Consider the following 20,545-nt stretch of genomic DNA (forward strand, 5'->3'; position numbering starts at 1 on the left):
TTGCCAGATCCGCTGTTGGCGCTCTTCGCGGCGGCCGACTGGGCACGGCTCGCGAACCCTGATTTCGCGGTCGATGAGCTGGGGGATTTCGCCCCGGCGCTCTGGATTGCGGAGGCCCTGGTGGCGGTCATCTTGTCGCCGCTTGCGTGGCCGCTCTTGCCACTGGACTTCGTCATCGCACTACCTCCCTCTTCTTTTCTGCCCCCAGTGATCAGACTTCCACCGGCTCGAGCGGGCGGAAAGACCGAGGACGAGACGGGCTACTCACCTCATTGGCTGCTGACGGTGTCCCCTCGCGGCCGTACTCTGGGCCGGTTGGCCAATCGAGCGAGGGGGCACGCCATGCTGCGGTACCGGTGTTTGAATCCGTGGTGCTTGGACTCCTGGCACTACACCTCCAGTTGCCCGCGGTCGCTGGTCCAGGACGCGCCGACGGGGATCACCCCTGGGAAGCTCGAGGCAGGGCGGCGGATCCACGCAGCCGCCCAGGCCGGAGCCTTCGACAGCGGCCCGTGGTATCCCCGCATCGGGTTCGCGAACCGGCCGCCATCGAGTCGCGGTGCAGGGAGGCGCTGGCGGTGGGGACTGGCCCTGGCCGCGCTGCTGCTGCTTGTCCTGGTCATCTACCTGTGAGAACACCGGCGTGTGTCCGGTTTTCGACACAAAAATGAGGGGCGGTTTCTGGGTGTGAGTGGCTGCGGTCCTGGCGTTCGGCATGGTGTGTGTCGGTCTGGCCACTGATACTCGAGGTCATGATCGGGGATTCGAAGTGGCTGGCCTGTGACCAGCCGGATTGCCGCGCGCTGATCGAGGAGGTCGGTGCGCTGGCAACCGAGCACGCGGTTCTCACGATCGCGGCTGCCCGTGGCTGGTATCTGGGGAACCGGCACTACTGCCCGGCTCATTGGCCGCGCCCGCGCACACACCATCTGGCCTGACATCACGCCTGGCCTGGGGGAAGCTGCCCTCGGGATACACAGAGCGGCCCGGAGAGTCATCTCCGGGCCGCTCTGTGTCGGGGCGTGGGTCAACGGTGTCAGGGCAGGTCTGGGTAGAGCGACCAGTGGACGATCCGGGTTTCGTCGTCGGCGAAGTAGCGCAGGAACGGATGCCCGCAGTCGCTGCAGCAGGTGACTTCCCAAATGCCCTGGTCGTCCTGGTGGGCGGCCATCGGGCGTTTGATCCAGTGCTGGCGCCCGCGCGAGCGGCAGCCACTGACCCCGACGAATTCCGCGGCTTCGGCGCGAGAGCTCGGGAAGCGGGCGAACCCGCCCGCCGCGCGCAGCGAGTAGCAGGCAGCGGGCTCGTCGGTGGCGAGCCACTGGGTCATGAACGAGGGACTGAACACCAGCGGCCGCCGGTGCGGCGCCCCGGTGTAGGCGTCGGTCATGGCCGGTTCGAGCGCGCTGGCGGTGTGGTCGCCGAGCTGCTGGGCGGCGCGAATGCCGCTGTGCAACAGCGCCTCCCAGTTGGGAAGCAGCTTCTGGCCGTCCTCGGCGGCGGGTCGGTCGGCGATCACCGGCTGCGCCCCCGCTTCTTGCCGAGATCCATGCCCGCCCCCGACGCCGTTGACCGTGCTTTTGGGGCGTCACCGGGTTCGGTCGCCGCCCCGGCTGGGCGGGCCTGAGCGATATCGGTGAGCAGCAGGGCGGTGATCTGCTCACGGTCCACCCCGAGAGCGGTCAGTTCCTCGACGAGCTGGGCGCGGCGGACCTGGTTGTCCCACGACGGCGGGTTGCCTCGGGCGGCTTCCCGCTTCACCTTCGTGCGTTGCGAGGACGTGGCCGCGCGCAGCGAGGAGGTCTCCAGCTGTCCGGCCACGGCCATGACGTCCTCGGCGATCGCGCCGTTGACTCCGGCTGTGGCCAGCCCGTCGCGCAGTGCTTTGCGGTGGGCGGCCATCGCGTTGAGCCGGTGTTCGGCCTTGCCGCCGTCGAGGGAGGCGGCCTCGCACTCCTTACGCAGCGCGACCAGGGCGTGCCGGACCGGCTCCATCTGGGAGGAGTTGGGATCGAGCCCGGCGTCTTCGAGGACTTCACCGATCTGCTGGGCGGCCTCGCGGGACCGCTCGACAGCCACCTTGTGGTCGCGGCTGCGCTGTTGGCGGTACCGCGATTCCTGGTCGGCCCACATCGTCTGTGGCGCGGACGCGATTCCGGGCTGCTCGGCATCGGAGAGCGTCAGTTTGACCTGCTGGCGTTCGATCGGCGAGAGACCGGAGTTCTTGTCCGCCACCGCCTTTTCGATCTCGAGCTCGATCGCGTCAGCCTTGGCCTGGTCCTGCCCGTCCACCGAACGGGCCAGCCGGGAGTACTCGGCGATCTGCTCGCCGAGGCGGTCCTTGTGTACCGCGCCCGGCCACAGCGGCGTCTGCGGGGCGGCCGGGGCCATCTTGATGTCGCGGCCGCGCTGGCGGGCCTTGTCGGCATCGTCCTTGGACAGATCCGGCATCAGCTCGGTCAGTCGGCGGGTCACCACGGTGGTGTCTTCGCCCGTGGCCAGACGCCGCTGGTATTCGATCAGCGCCTCGTCGACTTTGGCACGGGCATCCGAGCTCGCTCCCCAGTTGGCCTCGCCGATATTGGCGCGCGGGTCCCCGGTGAGGTAGTCCATCGCGAACAACACCTTGTCGCGGTCGGCGGGCTTGGCCGAGGCCAGCAGCAGTTCCACCCGGGCTCGAGCGGATTCCCGGGTGGCTTCATCCTCGCGCGAGGCCGGACCCGAGGTGCGGCGGTCGGACATGATCCGGGCGGAGGCCTTCGCGTACTCGTCGATCGCCTGGTAGGCGTGTTTGCGCTGGTCGTCGTCCAGAATCGTGACCTCGGCGACGGCGTTGATCGCGAAACGCTGGGCCATCGCGGCCCGCTCGAGCGCCGCACCGCTGGAGTAGGAGTTGGTGACCAGCCGATCCAGTGCGCCCTGCTCGGCGCCGCGCTCGAGATCCTCCACGTCGATGCCGTGGCGATCACGCAGCCCGGCCACGAGCTCCTGGCGGGCCCGCTCGGCCTCGGGGGCGTCGTGACGCCACGCGGTGGCGTCGTACCAGGCGTCGAGAACATCGTCGGCACTGGCGGTCTTCCACCACTTCTCGGTCCCGACATCGGTCAACCTGGCGGTGGCCATCTTCTTCTCGGCCTCGAACCGCTTCTCGGCAAGCTCGGCCTCGGCCGCCGAGATCCGGGCGGCGATCTTCGCGCCCTCGGCGCGGCGCAGCGCCGCCGCGCGAGACCACTCGGTCAGCAACTGGAACATCATCCGGGTGAACATGGCCATCTCGCGTGCGGCGTGGTCGATATCCGCGGCGTGCTCAGACACTGATGGAACCTCCGTAATCGTGGGTGCCCCAGCCGATTCCGGCTCGGGGGCGTGTTCACGGTCGGCGGGCTGCTGACCGTGGTCGTGCTCGTAGGACTGCGGGGCTGGGATATGGCCGCCGGCGGGTCCGGCCAGAGCGGCAGAGAGAACCGAGGCATCGACGCGGACGAACTCGTCCAGCTCGAGGCCGTGACCGCAGTTGACGTGATCGGACAGGTCTTTGCCGGTCGCGGCCTCGACGACGATCAGCTCCCCGACGCGGCCTTGCAGCAGCTGCGAGACGCGGGCGGCGTGGCGGTAGCCGGGCTCGTCCTTGTCGGCGACGATCACCACCTGCGCAGCGCCGCGCAGCTGGTGGGCGTGCTCGGGTTTGAACGAGCCCGCGCCCATCGCGTTGCAGGTCGCGACCAGCCCGGCGGCCTGGGCGCGGTCGGCGTCCTTTTCGCCCTCGACCAGCCAGATCGTCTCGCCCTCGGCGACCGCGTCGCGTACGGCGGGCAGGTGGTAGAGCACCGGCGCGAACCCGCCACCGCTCCAGCGCCCGCCCGCATCGCATTTGCGTTGCCGGAACACCTTTTCGGTGCCGTGCTCATGCGGGATATGCGAGCGCACCACCTCACCGAGCGGGTTGCCGCGCTCGTCGGTATAGAGGTAGATCCCGGCTTGGTAGCGGGCTCCGGTCACCTTCCCGAGCCGGTCCCGTTTGGACTCGACCGGGGAAGCCTGCCCATGGCTTGCTGTGCGCTCCCGGCCACCGTCGCGCACCCGGTCACCCTGGCGGGCCTGCCCCGTGCGAGGACCCATGCCGCGGCGCGGAACGTCGAACAGGTCCCGCACATCCAGCCCGATCGCAGCCAGCACCTCCTCGTCGCTGCAGGTTGTGAAACAGCGGACTACCGTCTTGTGCTTCTCCGGGACGTAGATCAGGCCCAGCGACGGATCGTGATCGTCATGGGACGGGCACCGGTACTTGGTCCACTCCCCCGAATAGGAGGCGGGTCCCGGCTTGCGGTTGTTCGCCACCGCGTGGGCGTCCAACGCGCCGGTTATACGGTCGAACGACGGCCGCGTGATCGCGGCCGCCGTCCTCGATGGGGTCTGCCCACTCACCTGCTGGCCCCACGCTCAGCTCTGCTGCCCCGGCCCAAACCCTGCGAGAGCGGACGCCACCACGGCGCTGAGGGCTCAACCGACTGTGTGTTCACCGGAACCGGGAACTCCGGCGACGGGGCAACCGCATACACCGCCGTCTGCTGTGGCGCCACCGCTTGCGGCGCAGGCCTGCGGGCGGCGGGTGTGATGCCGAGGTCGGCGGCGAAATCCATTGCCGCGCTCTGCAACCGCTCCCGATCCGCCCGCAATTCGATCAGCTCCCGCTGATCGGCGATAGCCTGCCCAGCGGCCTTGTCCAGGGTCGCCCGCGACTCGGTCAGCTGCCCGCGCAGGTGTTTGTAGTCCGCCTGCAGGCTCTGCCACTCTCGCATCTGCCCGTGGGCGGTCGCGATGATCGCGGCGAACACCTCATCGCGATCGGCGCCCCACAGCAGCTCCTCGGCCCGCTCCGGATCCGCCACGATCTTCTCTGCGATGATCGCCGCGTCCGTCCGCCGCCACTCGGCCGAATTCCAGTCCGGCTCAAGCGCGTCCGCATCACGCAACCGCTGCTCATCGGCACGGACCGATGGATCCAGATCCGGATTGGCGTTCCAGAACTCGATCTCCTCAACGACCTCACGCTGCTGCTGGGTCCAATACTCGGCCTCGGCCTGCTGCTCGACCTCGCGGCGCGCGCCACGCTGCACAAGCCACTGCTCATAGACCGCTGTGGACTCGATGGCGTCCCAGGCGCTCGCGGCGGTCAGGTCCAGCCGTTCACCGCTGACCAGCGCCGCAACGACCCGCTCGGCGCGGTCGGCCTCGGCCGTGGTCAGGGTGTCGCTGTAGCGGGCGGTGTAGAGCAGCTCGCTGGCGTGGCGGCTGACCTGCTCCTCCAGCGTCTTGCTCGGGTCGTACACCCATGTCAGCGAGGCATCCTTGTCGTAGAGCCGCTCGGACAGCTCGACCAGCTCCGTGACCCACGCGTGCGCCTGGTCGCGATCCAGGAAGTCCTCGCCGATCTCGGCGACGACTTCGGCATCGAGGTCGTAGCGGTGCAGGCCCACCGCGTTCATGAACTCCCCGCCGCGCCCGACTCCCGCCGCGCCGCGAGCGCCGTGGATCTCGTGCAGGCGCATATTGCGCTCCGACATCCACTGCGTGTACGCGTCGGGGTTGGTGACCAGCTGCCACACGCGGCCCTCGCTGGCGATCTCGGTGCTGTACTCCCCCGCCGCGAGCGTGGCGACCACGCGTTCGGCGCGACCGGCCTCGCCTGCGGTCAGGGTGTCGCTGTGGCGGGCGGTGGCCAGGATGGTCTCGGCCAGCTCGGCGAAGCGCTTCTCGTGTCCGCTCAGGTTCTGGGAACCACTCGCCAGCCGCGTGGTGGACACGAACGGGTCTGCGATCGAGGCGATCTCGGCGAAGGCCCGCTCGATGCCGGCGCGATCGAGCAGCTGGTAGTCCTCGCGGCGCAGGCTGTCGGCCCGGAACGGGCGCAGCCGGATCGCGTCGACGAACTCTCCGTGGCTGTTGGTCCAGTCCAACGGGTCCGCGCTGATCGCGTGCTGGATCGACACCGCCCGCACGGTCAGCCATCGCTGGTAGGCGTCGGGGTCGGTCGCCAGATCCCACAGGCGCTCACCGGCGGATCCGCGGACCTGCTCGAAACTCACCGACGCGGCGACCAGGCGCTCCAGGCGGGCGGCCTCACCGGCGGAGACCACCTCACCCTTACGGATCGCCGACACGGTGGCCTCGGCCAGCTCGGAAAGGTCGCTCTCCCAGCGCATTGAGCCGCGCTCGTACTCCTCCGGGTCGGTCCCGACGTGGCCGACCAGCTCGTCGAGGGTGGCGCGCAGCTGCTCACGGCTCAGCGACACCGCGCGGCGCGGATCCACATTGACCGGTGCCAGGAACACGGCGTCGGGGAACTCTCGGCGCACGTCGGAGATGCCCGCGGCGCGCAACCAGACATTGCGGCCCGCGTCGGGGTGTTCGTGCTGGGTGCTCACCCACGCCTCGTACATCTCGGCGTCGGCGATCCGTTCCCAGGCGTAGCGGGCCTCGCCGCCGTCGAGCAGCTCGGTGACCACGACTTCGGCGCGAGCGGCCTCGTCGCCATCGAGCACCCGCCTGTCACGGATGTTGCCGAGGATCTGGGCACCCAGCGCTTGGGCGGTCTGGTCGGTCACCGCCACTGTGGTGGCGGTGGTGTCCTCCTCCCAGTGGTCGATGGTGACTCGGCGACCGAGCTCGTAGACGGCTTCGATCAGCTCGTGCCGGGTCAGCGGCAGGGCGTCAGCGGCCGCCGGTGATGCGGGCGAAGAGACGTCCGACATGGTTTTTCCTCCCATTGGTGGTTGTGGAGACAGCCCCGGCACCTGCGACGGCCGAGGACGAAAGGACCGCGCCGGGCGAGGCCAGCGGCAGCGGAGTGAGGTGGCCGTTCTTGAAATGGCCCTGCACGGAGCAGTAACGGAACGTGCCCTGCGGATCGAGCAACCGGTTCATGTGCGGGGTGCAGTGATCGCGCCACCACACGCTCATGCCGGTCTTGCCGTCCAGGCGCAGGTGCTCCCACGCCCGCCACATGGACTCGAATGTCGAGCAGGCCTCGGGGTGCTTGAGCCACCACGGGCACCAGCAGATGTCCTGGACGCCGTCGCCGACCTCGCGGGCATACATCGCGGCGAACCACTCGGTGACCCACTCGATGTGGTTCGGGTAGTACGGCGGGGGCGGCTCCTCACCCTGGCCCCCGCCTGTTTGGCCGCCGCCCGCCTGGCCGTCGGCGGCCTCCATGGCGTCGATCCGCGACATCACCTGTTCGGTGAACAGGTCTTCGTCCATGTCGTCGTCCGGGAACACGCTCATGCCGCCCCCTCCTCTCGCTCATCCGCGCCGGTCTGCAACTGGTCGAATTCGCCGAAGGCTGCGGCGGCCAGGGCGGCGGCCTTCTTGGCGGCGGCCTCGATATCGGCCTTCACACGCGCGCCGTAGGGGCGGTCCCAGTACGGGACGGCTGCGACCAGGACGGCGGGAAAACCGCTGCCGAACACGATCATTCGGCCGCGCGGCAGGGACTGGATATCGGAAACGGTGAGGGTCTGGCGCTCGGTCAGCGACCGAGACACCGACCGGCCCGAGCTGCTGTGCGACACCGTGCCGGTCAGCTCGTTGTGCGGGCCGACCGCCTCGGCGCGATCGCGCAGGAACGCCACATCGTCCAGGCCGGAGCCGAGCACCCGTACACCCGCCGCACCCCACAGCGCCTTCATTCCGGACTCACCCCAGCAGCGCGCACCCTGGGCCCAGGACTGCAGCACGGTCAGCACGACGATGCCGCGCGAGCCGAAGTGGCTGTATTTCGCGGGCAGGTCCCGCCAGCGCACCACGTTGGCGGCCTCGTCCAGCACCGCCAGCAGCGGTGTCGGCAACCGCCCGCCGTACACGGCGGCCCGCTGGATCGAGCACTCCAGCACAGCAGCGGTCAGCGCGTTGAGGATCGGCCCGGCCGATCCGGCGCCCTCCATCGACAGCAGATACAGCGTCGAGCTGTCGCTGCGAGCGAACTCGCGATGGTCGAAACGACGCCGGTTACCGCCGTGCTCGATCCACGGCCGCAACTCCGGGGACTTGAGGATCCGCGCCATCTTGCGGGCGGTGCCGAACACACCGGAACGCTGCTTGGGGTCGGCGTTGAACTCGCCGAACAGGCCCTTGCTGGCGAGGTGGTGCCCGGCCAGGTCCAGGATCCGCGCGGGTTCGGTGTTGGTTTCGTTGGTCAGCCACTCCCACACCTGGCTGATCGGGCGATCCGCCAGCGCGGCGGCCAGCAGCAGCTGCGCGAGCAGTTCCTCACCGGCCGGGTCGAAGAAGGCGTCCTTGCGTGCGTCCTCGCCGTCGTCGCCGTCGGCGAAATGCGCGGCCAACTGCGCAGCACGCTGCTCAGCACCCCACACCAGCGGAATCTCGACGTCGCGGTCGCCGATATCGTCCGGCTCGTCAACGAAGACACCGTCGCTGACCGCGTGCAGCTGCGCCTTGGGCTGCGGCAGCTTCGGGCGCTGCTCCGGAGCGATCACATACGACAGCGGATCCCAGCTCCACGGCTCGGTCTGTCCCGCGATGCGCTGCGGATCGAACACGAAACACGGCCCGACCTCCGAACGCATCGCCATGGTCGCCGCGACCACATCGCTCTTGTTCGAGGTGGTCAGCACCGATCCCGGCGCTTCCAGAACCGCGGGGATCACCCGCGAGGTCGACTTGCCCTGGCGCGGACCCCAGATATCGACGTGCAGGTCCTCATACGAGGCGAACAGCAGATCTCCGCCGATCACCGGCATACCGATCGAGACACCCGAGCGCAGCGGCACATCGTGCTTCTCGGCGACCGGGGCGTTCGGGAACTTCACGTCAAGGCGCTTGGCCGCCTTCGCGACGGTCTGCGCGGTCAACGGCTGCAAGGCCTTGCCCCGGCCCATGTACTGGGCGCGCTCGTCGATCGGCTGCCGCTGCAGCTTCGGGCGACGCCCACCCACGGTGCGCTGCCACGGCTTGCAGTCGCACATGTACTGCCACAGCCGCGCCGAAACCCCCAGCGTCGCAAGCGAACCGACGACCAGCCCGACCGCCGACGCGGTCGCTTGCCCGCTCCACACGATGTCCTGCTGGACAGCCAGATGGGCGGCCAGCGCGGCCGGGTTCCACGGAACGTCCTGGGTCGGTCCACCCAGCAGCGGCGCCAGCCGCAGCGACGCCGACGCGCCCAGCGACGCGGTACCGATCGCGCCGACCGCGATCAGCGGCTTCCACTCGTCGGCGCCCGCGTGCTGAGCCGGGTCCTTTACTCGGCGATCCATGTCGCCACCTCTTTCTCGATGTCGAACAGCGGATCCATCAGTGCGGCGAGCTCGGCCTGCCGCGCTGCGGAGCGGGTCTGGGCGTGGTGGGCGGCGTCGTAGAACAGGTGGCAGCCCTGGCACATGGCCTTGAGGTTTTCCGGGCGGCAGTCCTCGGGCGTGTGGTTGAGGTGCGCGGTGGTCAGCACAACCCGCGACCCCGTACCGACCGCCCGGCCGCCGTGGCGGTTGCGGCAGCGGCCGTCGTCGCCGAGGTGATAGATCGGGAACACCGGGCGGCCGCACTCACCGGTGCACTCGCACCGGCCGCGAGCACGCTCGACCTTGATTGCTGTGCTGATCGCGGCCCAGTCCGCCGGGTAGCGGTCGCGGTTCTCTGGACGAATCGGCATCACGAAACCTCCTCGACCAGCACGAACTCGGCGCTGAGGAGCCGGGTTGCCCTCATCGAGGTCGGCCGTCTCGGCTCGGTCCGCACCCCATCGGCGACCTGCTCGATGACCAGGCAGTCGATCGAGCAGTGCGTAACGCCCTTCCAGTCGTTCCAGGGCCTGCCGATGGCCTCGACGCGCAGAGTCCGCACGTTGGTGCGGCGGGCGTCGCGGTAGAGCTGGCCGACACGGACCGTGCCCCGGGCAGTGGTGTAGTGGTCCATCACGCGGCCCCCTCGACATCGGCTTCGGACATCCGGCCGTAGGCGACGATCTCGGCCAACTCGGCGACAGCGGCGTCGCGCCCGGCCTGGCCCTTGTGCGGGCCGGGCAGGTACACCGCAGCGACCACGCAGCCCGCCAGCGCACCGGAGGCGGCTAGGGGCTGCGCCCACTCGGCGCACTGCACCAACCGCGGGCACACCCGGCAGTAGGACTTGGCCTTCTCGATCTCGCGCGTGCGCTTGCCCGGCGGGAAGAACGTGTTCTGCGGGACATCCCGGCAAGTCCGGTCGGAGAACACGACCGGATCCACCAACTCGACGCGAGTCATCGCGCACCCCCCGGCGCCTCTGGAACAGTGGTGCGCAGACTGCAGAACGGCTCACACGGGCCCAGCGGCCGCGACGTCGGCACCGCCGACCCGTCCCCGACCTGAGACGGGAACGCCACAACCACCCACAGCAAGACCACGATCGCGGCCACGATCACCGCCAGGAACACCGCCGCCATATGCCCGACGCCCATCCCTGCCGAGACGACCACCCGCCCCCTCGGAACGTCCTGCTCGTTCTCGTCGTACTCGGGCTCGCTCACCGGTCGGCTCCGATCGCCCGCTCGGCAGCGGCACCGAACCGCATCGCGGCCATCCCCACCGCCTCAGCGGCGGTCAGACCGACCGTCGCCGCCCACCGCCCGACCTCCGGACGCTGCGGCGCGGCCGCGATCTTCATCGCGGTGATCGCCTCGTCCTTGGTCAGCTGGCGGCCCGGCAGGTAGTCAACGACCCACTTGCCCACACCGACATAGCGCGCCGAATGCGGCGTCGACTTGCTCGTCATCACGTGGCGGCCCACATGCACCGTCGCAACCGGCTTCGCCAGCACCGACGACCGGATCAGCACCGTCGGTGTGCTCACGAGCGCACCGCCCGATCGATGCCGCTAGCCGGAGCCTCGTACTGCTCGCAGCGCACGACGGCCTCGAAGGCGTCCATCCCCAACGTCTTGGCCTGACCACCCAGCAGCTTCCAGACCATCTCGACGTTCGGGTCCTCAGCCCACAGCAGCTCGTTCCAGTCATTGGCGATCTCCGCCAACGAAAGGCCGGCCACCGCCGCGCACCCCGAAACCAGCTGCTCAGGCCAGAACGACAACCGGAACCACCCCGGCCGCGCCTCATACGCAACGTGGCTGGACCGCGTCGCGACCAGCCACACCCCTTCCCGCTTGACAGACATCCGAACTCCTACTCAGTCGCGAAACTCCCTTCAATCAAGTCAATCAGAGTCACCTAGTTGAGTCAACGGTCGATCAGTTGACGTAGGTGACTCACTGGCACTTAATCTTGTTGTTGTGAGCAAGCAACCTGGACGGCCCCGCTACCTACTGATCGCCGACGATCTCCGCGAACGGATCGCTAGCGGCGAGTACGCCCCTGGCGACCAGATACCCACCAAGGCCAACTTGATGGAGCAGTGGAACGTCGCACTCAACACCGTCGACCGCGCCATCGACGAGCTCCGGAAAGCCGGGCTGCTCGAAACCTTCCAGGGCGTCGGGACTTTCGTTCGCGCACAGTCTGAGCCCGAGGCAGAAGACGACCAGATCTCGGATCTCCGCGAACGCATTGCTCACCTCGAGACACAGATGATGGAGGTCTACGCCAACATTGGGCTGACCTACCCCGAGCAGACGCCCAGGAAGTCGATAGAGGAGGCGGGGTGAACGTCAGCCGTCTCCCCGCTGGCCCCGGAAACGTCACGGGGCTGCACACGAGACGGTCGAGCTACCACCCGGACTACGCCGCTCTTGCCCGAAATCGCGTGGCACTGGCCCGCTCATCTGCAGGCCTGTCTCCAGCAGCCTTCGCCGAGGCACTCAGTTCGCTGCTCGGCAGGGAGGTCAAAGCCGGGCACGTCGCGTCCTGGGAGACCAAGACCACGCCACCGGGAGACGTACTCATCGCGGTCGGCGCGCTCGCTCCGGTAACCGGCGCCCGGCTCGGCGTCCGTTCACACAAATTCATCGCGGCACACATCAGCCACGGCTCGGTGGAACAGCTCGCCAGCAAGCTCGGCATGAAGCAGGTCACTGGCTACCTCGGCAAGACTCCGTGCTGGACCGCGTCCTTGGACGACAACGGCGATGAATGCACCCTTGCCGTCTGGCCCTGGGGGACGGTAATAATCCACCTCACCGAGGGTCTCGACGTGCCCGACGTCACGACACTGGCTATGTGGCGGTACCGGTCCTATCCAGAAAACCTGGAGTGGGCGAGCCAGCATTTGAGCGGCCTGGTTGGCGACGAGGTGCAGGCCGCCTATGTGCTGAGTCTCTACTGGGCGTACTCGCTGCCGTGGGTTGGAGCGACGCTCGATACCGGGCTGCGCCTCATATGCGCGCCCCGCGTTCTGGTCGACCGAGATCTGACTGACCTCGCTGCTGCTCAAGTCAGCGGCGAACGCACCGAGCAGGAACTACTGGCCGCCGGGTATCAGCCTGCCGAGATGAAAGCATTTGGCGCGCCCGGGGTTTCGAGTGCATGGGCGAGCTGGTCAGGGGTCGTCTATCACGCACATGATCCCCTCCGGGCGCTGCCAGAAGGGGACTTGATCGGCTTCGAAATCGGCCTACAGGCCATATGGGCATACACAGCCCATATCAACGAGCAGATCGAGAGCGACCGCGATCTTGAGGTGTGTCCCCGCTACGGGTACGGATTCCTGCGGGCCGCCCGGTCCGTGCTACTCACCCCGCGGCCGCAAGAGACCGGTCACCACCGGCAGATGCGCGATGCGCTCGTGTCCTCGAGTGGTCTGCCGGGACAGCTGAGCTTGGCCATGGAAGCCCTCAAGGAGGCAGGTCAATGACCATCAACGCAGACAGAGCAGTCCTCATGGTCGTTGACGCGCAAAACGGATTCGTCAACGAACACTCGGCTCCCGCCATCCCGGTGATTCTCGACCTCGCCACCCGCTGGGCAGCAAGCGGCCGTCCGACCGTCTTCACCAGATACTGGAATTACGCAGATTCCCCGTGGGAGAGGCTGATCGGCTGGCGGGCACTGTACGGACCTCCAGAGACCGACATCGTCGACGAACTGCTGCCGCTCACCGCGCACCCCAATGCGCGCACGCTCGACAAAACGGTCTACACGGCACTCACACCGGAGGGCTTGGCGCTACTCGGTGAGCTAGACGTCACAGACCTGATCATCTGCGGAATCGCAACGGACGCTTGCGTTCTCAAGACCGCGCTCGATGCGTTCGAGCTGGGTTACGTGCCATGGGTAGTCCGAGATGCCGTCGCGTCCAACGCAACCCGCCACTCGGCGCAGGAGATCCACGACTCTGCGCTCCTGCATATCTCACGCCTGGTCGGCGCTGGCCAACTCGTCGACTCCGCACAGGTCAGAGATCTGATCGTGTCGACCACATCGACATAAGTGCTGCACCCGACACCGAAAACGGGCTCCTCACACGAAAACTCGGCTCCCCCAGAGATGTCCCATGATTTGTGGGACATCTCGCGCGGCGCGCCTCCCACACCTGCTGCCGTATTCGATCTAGAAGTTATGCCATGGCTAGACCCGCGAAGCTCCCCCCGACGAAACCCGTTGGCATGGCCCTGTCGCGCGAAGTCGTTGCCGCACTCGACGAGGCGGTCAAGAAGCGTGGACTCAACAAACGACAGCTGGTCGAAATCGCGCTCCGGCGAGAGCTCGACCTTCCCGACTATCCCGATCTCCCCGACGAGCACCAAGGAGCACTGAAACTCCCCGCCTAGACCTGGGGAGCAGCCCCCCGTAAATGACGAAGGCCCCCCGGTTGCCGCCGGGAGGCTCTTCAAAGGCCCTTAGGACCACGCTTGATCAGCGGCTCCAAGGGTAGCAAGGCCGAAGGTTCGCCTCAAAGCATCGCGACCGGTAGAGCCGGTCACGATTTCGAACGAGAAGCCCCCGAGCTACCCACCAACACTGAAATCCCAGCTCAGGCCACTGAAGCCCCCGAGCTGGTTTTCTCGTACCTGGCACCGGAGATCGCGGCGCACCCGCGCATGCGAGTCATCGACCCGGCCACCAACAAATCGAAGCGGACTCGGGCGCTGACCACGAAACCGCCCGCCTGGCCGGCCGCGGTGCCGATCTACAGCCCGGTGCGACTCACCGACAAGCTGGTGTTCGACCTCGACAGCAAAACCCATGGTCGTCTCGCTGTCGCCCGCGACGCCGCCAAATTGAAGCTCTGGCTGACCGAGTGCGGTGGTCGCAGCATAAGCGATCACAACCCCGGTAACGGTGGGCGACACGTCATCACCCCGCTCGCGGTGGGCGAGACGTTCCGCCTGGTCCACATCGAACCGGTGATGCGTCTACTCAAGTCGCGGTTGCCGACGCTGGACCTGAGCCCGATGCTCAACGAGAAGACCGGCTACATCACCCCGCCCGGGTCAGCGACCAAGGAGGGCTGCTCCCGGGTCCTGGACGGCACCCTCGCTGACGCGCTCGAGGTCTTCACTGTCCGGTCCGCGCCCGGCCTACTCGCGCGGCTCCGGCTGCTGCTCGGCGACACCCTCCAGCAGCCCACCGACCGGCCCGGCCCGGTCGCGGCCGCCGCGCAGCCAGCAGCCTCGTACGCGGGCCAGCCGTCTCTCGGCGATCTCTGGGAAGGGGTGGACGCCGCAGCGCGGCTGCGGCCCGAATGGCGGCTCACCAGCCCCATCCCCGCCGTCCCCGCGGCGTTCGCGCGGCACGGCACCCTGCCGAAGGACAACCGCTACCCCACCCGTACCGAGGGCAGCCAAAGCGTCCTGCAGCACGCCGCGCTGCGCGGCTACGCCCTCGACGACGTCCAGGCCCACATCTATGGCCCCGCCGAGGACCTCTGGGCTGGTCTGCGCGCTCGATACGACGAGGACGGGGACCGCGCCGCCGCGCACCTGCGCCACGACTGGGCCAACGCCTGTAGCTGGACATCGCAACATATCCACGTGTTGCGGTCTCCCGGACACAGTGAACGAGAAGTGCGCACACCCCCCGCAGGGGATCGTTCGGGAATCGGTCGCGACACGGTGCACTCACGCTGGTTGGCGTCGGCTACTGCCTGGGTGCACCTGACTTTCCCCGGCCAGTCCTACCGATGGACAGTGATCGCAGTCCTGCAAGCAGTGGCCTATGCCGCCTACGTTGCCGGGGAGCTCGGCGGTGACGGAACACCGCTGGTCGCGGTCGGAGTCCGCTCGTACGCCCTGCACGCCGGGTTGATGCCCGCGACGACGATCGCGGACGTGCTCGCCCACATCAGAGACCTCCCCGGTGCCCCGGTCGACCGGGTGCGCCGTGCCGCGGGCACTCTCGCCGACCAGTACTCGCTCGTGCCCGCCCGCAACTACGACGCCCTCGATATCGAGGTCTCCCCCGTACCACTGGACCGGGTGCGCGTCGAGGGTGTCCACGATGCGTGGCGGGTCTTGGGCCTGCACAAACGCCTGCTCTACGAGCTGATCGTGCACACCGGCCTCACCGCTCGCGCCGACCTGATCGCCGCCGCCCACTGCACTCCCAGCACCGGTGACGACACCCTCGCGGCGCTGAAGCGCGACGGCCTGATCATTTCGACCGGCCGAGGCACCTACGGGCCGGGTCCGACCACGCTCGACGAGATCGCCGCCCGCCACGGCCTGCCCGCCGAACGCGCACGGCTGGTCGCGCTCTACAGCGAGCAGCGTGTCGAGTGGCGGACCTGGCTGGAGATCCGCCATGGCATGGTGCCCGACCCGGGACCAGACGATGCAAGCTTCGCCCTCCTCGCGCCTTGGGACAGCGACCCCGGACTCAACGCGGCCATTTGGGATGCCCAGATCGCCGCTGGACCGCCCAGCGAAGCGACCTGGCACCCGGAAGAGCCCGGCATCGGCCCGGACAGCGACGCCGACGCTATCGCCATCGCGCTACTCCAGGACATGCTCGGCGCCACGCGACTCGACAGCGACCCCACCCCACCTATCGCCGCTACAGGCCATATGGCTTATAGCGGCCCTACGTAGCGCGCGGCCGGGGAACCGCTGGCCATCGGTCACCGTCGTTGAACCGCGCCTCATGCTCGGCGCAGGCCCGCGCGATCGCGGCGCGGATGAACGCCTGCTTGGACTTCACCCCAGTGTGCGGATAGGTGTAGGCCAGGACCGACTCGAGACGCTCGCTCAGCTCGGTCGGTACCGACAACAGGATGTCGGTAGTGTCCGCCGGCCTTTTCGGGCGCCGGGCCTCCTTACTGGCCCTATCGCCCATATGGCCCCTACTGGCCTCGTGCTGGGGTTCTTCGGTTGTGGGCGCCGTGGGTGGGCGGCGTCCGAACGGGTTGCGCTTGGGTTTGGGCGCGTCTTCCGGGTCCGGCAGACCGGGCTGCGGGATGCTCATCAGGCCGCCTCCTTGTCGATGCCGTCGAGGATCGCGGCGAAGTTCTCAGCCAGCCACCGCGTCCGGGCCGAGGGCTTCGGGTGCTGGTCCATGCCGAGCCCGGCGTTGGTGAGCCTCGAGATATCGGCGAGCCGTGGGATCGGCAGGCCGAGGACGGGCACCCCGGCTTTGGCGCAGTACTCGCGGATGTAGTCGACATTGCCCGCGTGATCGCTGCGGGAGCCATCCAGCAGGTTGATCACCACACCCGCTACGCGCAGCTCGTAGTCGGCGAACTCGTAGAGGTCGTTGATCGCGGTGAACACCGAGATCATGCCCTCGATGTGGTCGAACTCCGGCGCCACCACGATCAGGACGTTGTCCGAGGCCAGCATCGCGGCGCGGGTGATCAGATCAACCGCGGGGCGGCAGTCGAATAAGACCCGACCGTTTTTGCGCGCTTCCTTGAACGCGCGGCGCAGCGACAGGTCTCCGCCGGTCTGGCCCAGCAGTGTGTCCTGTACTTCCTGCATCTCCCCGAACCCACTCGGCGCGACGTAGATCCGGTCACGGGTGCGGGCGGGCACAACGATGTCCTCGAGCGGGCGGTTGACCCGCCTGTCGAGCACATCAGCAAGGGTGCCGGTCGGCGGAAGGTTCCGAGCGTTATGCCCGGTCAGATGACTTGTCGTGTTGCCCTGCGGGTCGACGTCCCCGACGAGCACGTCCTCATCCTTGGCGGCAGCAGCGTGCGCGAGCCCATTCACGAGCGCGGTCTTGCCTGGCCCGCCCTTGAGATTCATCACCGCAGTAACAGTCACGGGGTCAACCATCCTGAGCAGCCGAGAACCTATGGACATCCGGCACCCTACCGGCAGTACAGCCCATATGGCGCATACAAAACGCGGCTGACCAGGGTCGATATAGACCATATGGCCCATATGGCAGCCCCCAGACCTCGAAATACCGAGGTCGAGGACGCACCGGCCCAAGGCCTCGACCCCTAAATCGCGTACTTCCCATATGAGCCATGCGACCCCTACTAGCCATATGGGCTATAGGGATATGTGTTAATACGTTTTCGTTAAAACGTATTAACACATATTGAATAACGTAAAAATATGACGAATATGATAGAATCGGGGGTATGAGTGATCAAGAAGAAGCGCCCGGTCTCGCCGGTCGCGGCGCGGTCGGCGAGACCGACCAGCGCGTTTGCCAGTTCCCGCATGGTTGGGATGCGGAGACCGGGCAGGGGTCGCCGGTGTGCGGCGAAGTGTTCCGGCCCGAACCGGGGCGGGGGCGGCCCTCGGATTACTGCGGACAGCTGCGCGCCGACCCGGACGGCGTGGTGCGCCGCCACGATCGCGCCACCGCGTTCATGCGCCGCAAGGAGCTCAAGGCCGCCGCTGGCGGATCCGCTGTGGCCGCACAGCAGCAGGCCACCGCCAAGCGGCCGGTGACGTCCGCGCGGTCGTCGATGGCGGAGCTGCTGACGCAGTGGGAGATGGCGACCTCAGCCCATCGCGATCAGCTCGGCGAGCTGATCGCTCGCGCGCAGCAGGTCATCGCGACGGCGGGGGATCCGGACGCGGCAGCTGCGGAGGTCGCAACGGCCAGGCGCGATGCCGAGGAGACTGCGCGGCGCGCGCAGGCGGCCGCCGAGGACGCCGAGGCCGACGCGGTGGCCGCGCGGCGCGAGCTGGCGGCGGCACTGGAGGACAAGGAACTCGCTGAGGGCGCCGCCCAGGACGCGATCGAGGAACGCGACCGGCTCGTCGGGGCCGCGAACAAGGATGCCGAGGCGGCCCGCTCCGAGACCGAGGCCATGCGTGCGGAGCTGGAGCAGGTCAAGGCCGCCGCCGCGCAGCAGGTCGCGGCCGCGAAACGCGACGCCGCGACCTTGGTGGACACCATCCAGGCCGAGGCCAACAAGCGGGTCGCGGCCGCTGACGCTCGCGCGGCCGAGCAGATCGCGGAGGCAGACAACGCCCGTGTCGCCGCCGAGACCGCGCAGCACCGTGCGGAGGCGGAGCGGGCTGCGGCGGTGCAGGCGCGTGATGATGCGGTCGCCGAATCCACACAGCTGCGCCGAGATCTTGATGCGACACGGACGCAAGCGCGCGATGATGTCGCCCAGGCCCGCGAGGAACTGACCACTGTGCGGGCGGAGGCCCGCACCGACCGCGAGCAGCTGCGCGCTGACCACGCCGCCGAACTCGCCCGCACCCAGTCCGCCGCCGACAGCCGCGCCGACACCTTGCAGCGGGCACTGACCACGGCCGAGCAGACCATCACCCGACTCGATGCCCAGCTCACCGCACAGAAGGCACAGAAAGGCACCGACCAGTGACAACCATCGAAGACGAGAAAAAGCGCAAACGCGGAGCCGACCTCGAGCGGGCCGCCACGCTGTTCACCGCGGCGATAGCCAGCGCGGTCGCCGCGCAGGGCATGTTCGTGTTCTTCAGCGAGGCGCTCGGTATGCCGACGCCGCTGCTGGTGCTGTGCTTCAGCTTCATCGAGCTGATGGTCGTCACCTCGGCCATGAGGGCGCGCCGCTCGCAGATCGACACCGGATCCGCCGGCGTCGACGGCATCGCGATGTGGGTGCTGACCATCATGTCCGGCGTTCTCGCCGCGACCCACGCCGAGGACGCGGGCACGATGCTGCTTCGGCTGATGGCGCCGCTGATCGCGGCGTGGGGCTGGGAACGGTCGATGAAGCTGGAGCGCCGCCAGCTCACCGGCCACACCGGCGGACTCAACTGGCGTTGGTCGCCGCAACGGCTGCTCGTGCGGTGGGGGATCGCGGACCCGACCGACCGCAGCACCGCCGAGATCGCGGTCGAACGCCGGTTGGCCGATCTCGCGCGCGCGGCCGACAACGTCCGGTTGGTGCGCAGCACCGGCGGGAGCACGCGGCGCCAGCGACGGACCGTGATCGCGCTGCACCGCGCGATCGACAAGGCCGCCGACGACGGCCTGGTGCTCGGCGAGCCCGACATCCGTGAGCGGTTGCGCGAGCACCTGGAGGGCCGCTTCAGCGCCTACACCCTGCCCGACTACACCCCGCGCACGGACTGGTCCAAGCCCCCCGCGATCGACGGTGCGCAGATCTCCACCGCGCGCGGCGAGGACGTCGAGGCGGTCGACTCACGCGCGATCGAGGCTCAGCTGGCGGAGTTCGAGCGCGAGTTCACCGATCGCGCGCCGATCGCGGAACACGCGCCGATCGCGCGCGAACCGATCGCCGATCGCGCCACCGATGTCGCGCGCGCGACGGCCGATCGCGCGCCGATCGCGCGCGGTGAGACCGACGAGTCGATCGCGATCGAGGACACGTCGCCGATCGCGATCGAGGCCACTCCCGCGCGCGAGGAAGTCATCGACGCTCAGGCGCAGACTGCGCGCGCGGATGCCACCGATCACCGCGCGCCGATCGCCGCGCACAGCCCCGCTGAGCTGGCAACCGATCGCGCGCCGATCGCCGATCGCGACGACGAAACCGCATCCGAGATTGAGGAATCGGACAGCGATGTGGCGGGTGAGCGTCGCGCGCGGGTGACGTTGGTGCGTGACGTCGATCGTGCGCGCGCGGCGATCGGATCCGGTGATCGGTCACCGCGCGCGGGCCGCGCGCCGATCGCGCGCGACACCGCTGTCGATGGGTCCCTGGCGCGCGCGGCCGATCGCGCGCCGATCGCGCGCGGCGCGGGTGGCACTGGGCCGTTCGCGCGCGAGCTGTCGCGCGCGCAGGCGACCCGGCTCGCGCGCGCGGTTATCGAGCGCGGTCGGTCCAAGCAGCCGATCGAGGTCCTGGCGAGCATCTACCAGGCGCACTCGCAGGGTCACGCCGCGACCCACATCGGCAAGGTGATCGTGGGTCTGCCGCACTCGACGGTCGGGCGCGCGATCGCCGCTGCGGACCAGGTGGCGGGTCCACGGCCTCTGGACTGACCTCACCAGCGACAAAACCGCGACAGCCCCGGCGGCTCCTATCCGCCGGGGCTGTCGCGTGTCCGGACCCTACCCGGTCGCCCGCCACCACACGGGCAGCAGCCGCCCACCCCGCGGAGGAGTGTCGGGTCGCTGGCGGCCGGGCCTGGCGCGTCCGGATCCGTGGCCGCGCACTCGACTCGTGGCGCCGGTTGCCTCGCGCTGTCCGGTCGCGATCGAAACTGTTCACGTCGATCTTGCTCCGGTACCCTTGTGAGG

General features: G+C 68.6%; 22 protein-coding genes. 9 read left to right on the forward strand and 13 right to left on the reverse strand.

All coding sequences use genetic code 11. From position 1 onward, the window contains the following. Positions 1-633 (forward strand): hypothetical protein, encoded by a 633-nt coding sequence (locus tag ACQPXH_RS33065; RefSeq protein ID WP_433603731.1) that lies wholly within the window; start codon positions 1-3, stop codon positions 631-633. 119 nt (positions 634-752) lie between these two features. Further along, positions 753-938, forward strand: a complete 186-nt coding sequence (locus ACQPXH_RS33070; protein WP_433603732.1) for a hypothetical protein — start codon at positions 753-755, stop codon at positions 936-938. 98 nt (positions 939-1,036) lie between these two features. On the opposite strand, the gene ACQPXH_RS33075 is transcribed toward ACQPXH_RS33070, so the two are convergent. The 11 genes from ACQPXH_RS33075 to ACQPXH_RS33125 are packed head-to-tail and all read right to left on the reverse strand — an operon-like array spanning position 1,037 to position 11,168. Continuing rightward, positions 1,037-1,519: a hypothetical protein gene (locus tag ACQPXH_RS33075; RefSeq protein WP_433603733.1), complete on the reverse strand. Its 483-nt coding sequence runs from the start codon at positions 1,517-1,519 to the stop codon at positions 1,037-1,039. Then, complete coding sequence (locus ACQPXH_RS33080) at positions 1,516-4,425, reverse strand: hypothetical protein (protein ID WP_433603734.1); 2,910 nt, start codon at positions 4,423-4,425, stop codon at positions 1,516-1,518. The genes ACQPXH_RS33075 and ACQPXH_RS33080 overlap by 4 nt, the downstream gene beginning before the upstream one ends. Beyond that, positions 4,422-6,752, reverse strand: coding sequence for a hypothetical protein (locus ACQPXH_RS33085; protein WP_433603735.1), 2,331 nt, complete (start codon positions 6,750-6,752; stop codon positions 4,422-4,424). The genes ACQPXH_RS33080 and ACQPXH_RS33085 overlap by 4 nt, the downstream gene beginning before the upstream one ends. Then, positions 6,712-7,287, reverse strand: a complete 576-nt coding sequence (locus tag ACQPXH_RS33090; protein WP_433603736.1) for a DUF4913 domain-containing protein — start codon at positions 7,285-7,287, stop codon at positions 6,712-6,714. Before ACQPXH_RS33090 ends, ACQPXH_RS33085 begins: the two co-directional genes overlap by 41 nt. After that, complete coding sequence (locus tag ACQPXH_RS33095; RefSeq protein WP_433603737.1) at positions 7,284-9,278, reverse strand: type IV secretory system conjugative DNA transfer family protein; 1,995 nt, start codon at positions 9,276-9,278, stop codon at positions 7,284-7,286. The genes ACQPXH_RS33090 and ACQPXH_RS33095 overlap by 4 nt, the downstream gene beginning before the upstream one ends. Further along, positions 9,263-9,670 carry a hypothetical protein gene (locus ACQPXH_RS33100; RefSeq protein WP_433603738.1) on the reverse strand — a complete coding sequence of 136 codons (408 nt, stop codon included), beginning with the start codon at positions 9,668-9,670 and terminating at the stop codon, positions 9,263-9,265. The genes ACQPXH_RS33095 and ACQPXH_RS33100 overlap by 16 nt, the downstream gene beginning before the upstream one ends. Continuing rightward, positions 9,670-9,933 carry a hypothetical protein gene (locus ACQPXH_RS33105; protein WP_433603739.1) on the reverse strand — a complete coding sequence of 88 codons (264 nt, stop codon included), beginning with the start codon at positions 9,931-9,933 and terminating at the stop codon, positions 9,670-9,672. The genes ACQPXH_RS33100 and ACQPXH_RS33105 overlap by 1 nt, the downstream gene beginning before the upstream one ends. Next, complete coding sequence (locus tag ACQPXH_RS33110; RefSeq protein ID WP_433603740.1) at positions 9,933-10,262, reverse strand: WhiB family transcriptional regulator; 330 nt, start codon at positions 10,260-10,262, stop codon at positions 9,933-9,935. The genes ACQPXH_RS33105 and ACQPXH_RS33110 overlap by 1 nt, the downstream gene beginning before the upstream one ends. Further along, positions 10,259-10,525, reverse strand: a complete 267-nt coding sequence (locus ACQPXH_RS33115; protein ID WP_433603741.1) for a hypothetical protein — start codon at positions 10,523-10,525, stop codon at positions 10,259-10,261. Before ACQPXH_RS33115 ends, ACQPXH_RS33110 begins: the two co-directional genes overlap by 4 nt. Next, positions 10,522-10,848, reverse strand: a complete 327-nt coding sequence (locus ACQPXH_RS33120) for a hypothetical protein (protein WP_433603742.1) — start codon at positions 10,846-10,848, stop codon at positions 10,522-10,524. The genes ACQPXH_RS33115 and ACQPXH_RS33120 overlap by 4 nt, the downstream gene beginning before the upstream one ends. Then, positions 10,845-11,168 (reverse strand): hypothetical protein, encoded by a 324-nt coding sequence (locus ACQPXH_RS33125; RefSeq protein WP_433603743.1) that lies wholly within the window; start codon positions 11,166-11,168, stop codon positions 10,845-10,847. Before ACQPXH_RS33125 ends, ACQPXH_RS33120 begins: the two co-directional genes overlap by 4 nt. Before the next feature lie 115 nt (positions 11,169-11,283). Here ACQPXH_RS33125 and ACQPXH_RS33130 point away from each other — a divergent pair, with 115 nt between their 5' ends. The 5 genes from ACQPXH_RS33130 (at position 11,284) to ACQPXH_RS33150 (ending at position 15,975) form a co-directional block, all read left to right on the forward strand. After that, complete coding sequence (locus ACQPXH_RS33130; protein ID WP_433603744.1) at positions 11,284-11,655, forward strand: GntR family transcriptional regulator; 372 nt, start codon at positions 11,284-11,286, stop codon at positions 11,653-11,655. Continuing rightward, positions 11,652-12,800 carry a hypothetical protein gene (locus ACQPXH_RS33135; RefSeq protein WP_433603745.1) on the forward strand — a complete coding sequence of 383 codons (1,149 nt, stop codon included), beginning with the start codon at positions 11,652-11,654 and terminating at the stop codon, positions 12,798-12,800. The genes ACQPXH_RS33130 and ACQPXH_RS33135 overlap by 4 nt, the downstream gene beginning before the upstream one ends. Further along, positions 12,797-13,375: a cysteine hydrolase family protein gene (locus ACQPXH_RS33140; RefSeq protein ID WP_433603746.1), complete on the forward strand. Its 579-nt coding sequence runs from the start codon at positions 12,797-12,799 to the stop codon at positions 13,373-13,375. The genes ACQPXH_RS33135 and ACQPXH_RS33140 overlap by 4 nt, the downstream gene beginning before the upstream one ends. Positions 13,376-13,509: 134 nt before the next feature. Then, complete coding sequence (locus tag ACQPXH_RS33145) at positions 13,510-13,716, forward strand: ribbon-helix-helix protein, CopG family (protein WP_433603747.1); 207 nt, start codon at positions 13,510-13,512, stop codon at positions 13,714-13,716. Between the two features lie 270 nt (positions 13,717-13,986). Next, complete coding sequence (locus ACQPXH_RS33150; RefSeq protein ID WP_433603748.1) at positions 13,987-15,975, forward strand: hypothetical protein; 1,989 nt, start codon at positions 13,987-13,989, stop codon at positions 15,973-15,975. Here the strand turns inward: ACQPXH_RS33150 and ACQPXH_RS33155 are convergent. Both ACQPXH_RS33155 and ACQPXH_RS33160 read right to left on the reverse strand, forming a co-directional pair. Then, positions 15,968-16,348, reverse strand: a complete 381-nt coding sequence (locus ACQPXH_RS33155; protein ID WP_433603749.1) for a hypothetical protein — start codon at positions 16,346-16,348, stop codon at positions 15,968-15,970. The genes ACQPXH_RS33150 and ACQPXH_RS33155 overlap by 8 nt on opposite strands. Then, on the reverse strand, positions 16,348-17,148 hold the full coding sequence (locus ACQPXH_RS33160; RefSeq protein ID WP_433603750.1) for a ParA family protein: 801 nt from the start codon (positions 17,146-17,148) through the stop codon (positions 16,348-16,350). Before ACQPXH_RS33160 ends, ACQPXH_RS33155 begins: the two co-directional genes overlap by 1 nt. A 326-nt stretch (positions 17,149-17,474) precedes the next feature. Here ACQPXH_RS33160 and ACQPXH_RS33165 point away from each other — a divergent pair, with 326 nt between their 5' ends. Both ACQPXH_RS33165 and ACQPXH_RS33170 read left to right on the forward strand, forming a co-directional pair. After that, entirely contained in the window at positions 17,475-18,680 is a 1,206-nt protein-coding gene (locus ACQPXH_RS33165) for a hypothetical protein (RefSeq protein WP_433603751.1), read from the forward strand. After that, positions 18,677-20,287, forward strand: a complete 1,611-nt coding sequence (locus ACQPXH_RS33170) for a hypothetical protein (RefSeq protein ID WP_433603712.1) — start codon at positions 18,677-18,679, stop codon at positions 20,285-20,287. The genes ACQPXH_RS33165 and ACQPXH_RS33170 overlap by 4 nt, the downstream gene beginning before the upstream one ends. The last annotated feature ends 258 nt before the right edge of the window (positions 20,288-20,545 follow it).

The sequence above is a fragment of the Nocardia sp. CA-135953 genome, assembly GCF_050955735.1.
Lineage (GTDB): Bacteria > Actinomycetota > Actinomycetes > Mycobacteriales > Mycobacteriaceae > Nocardia.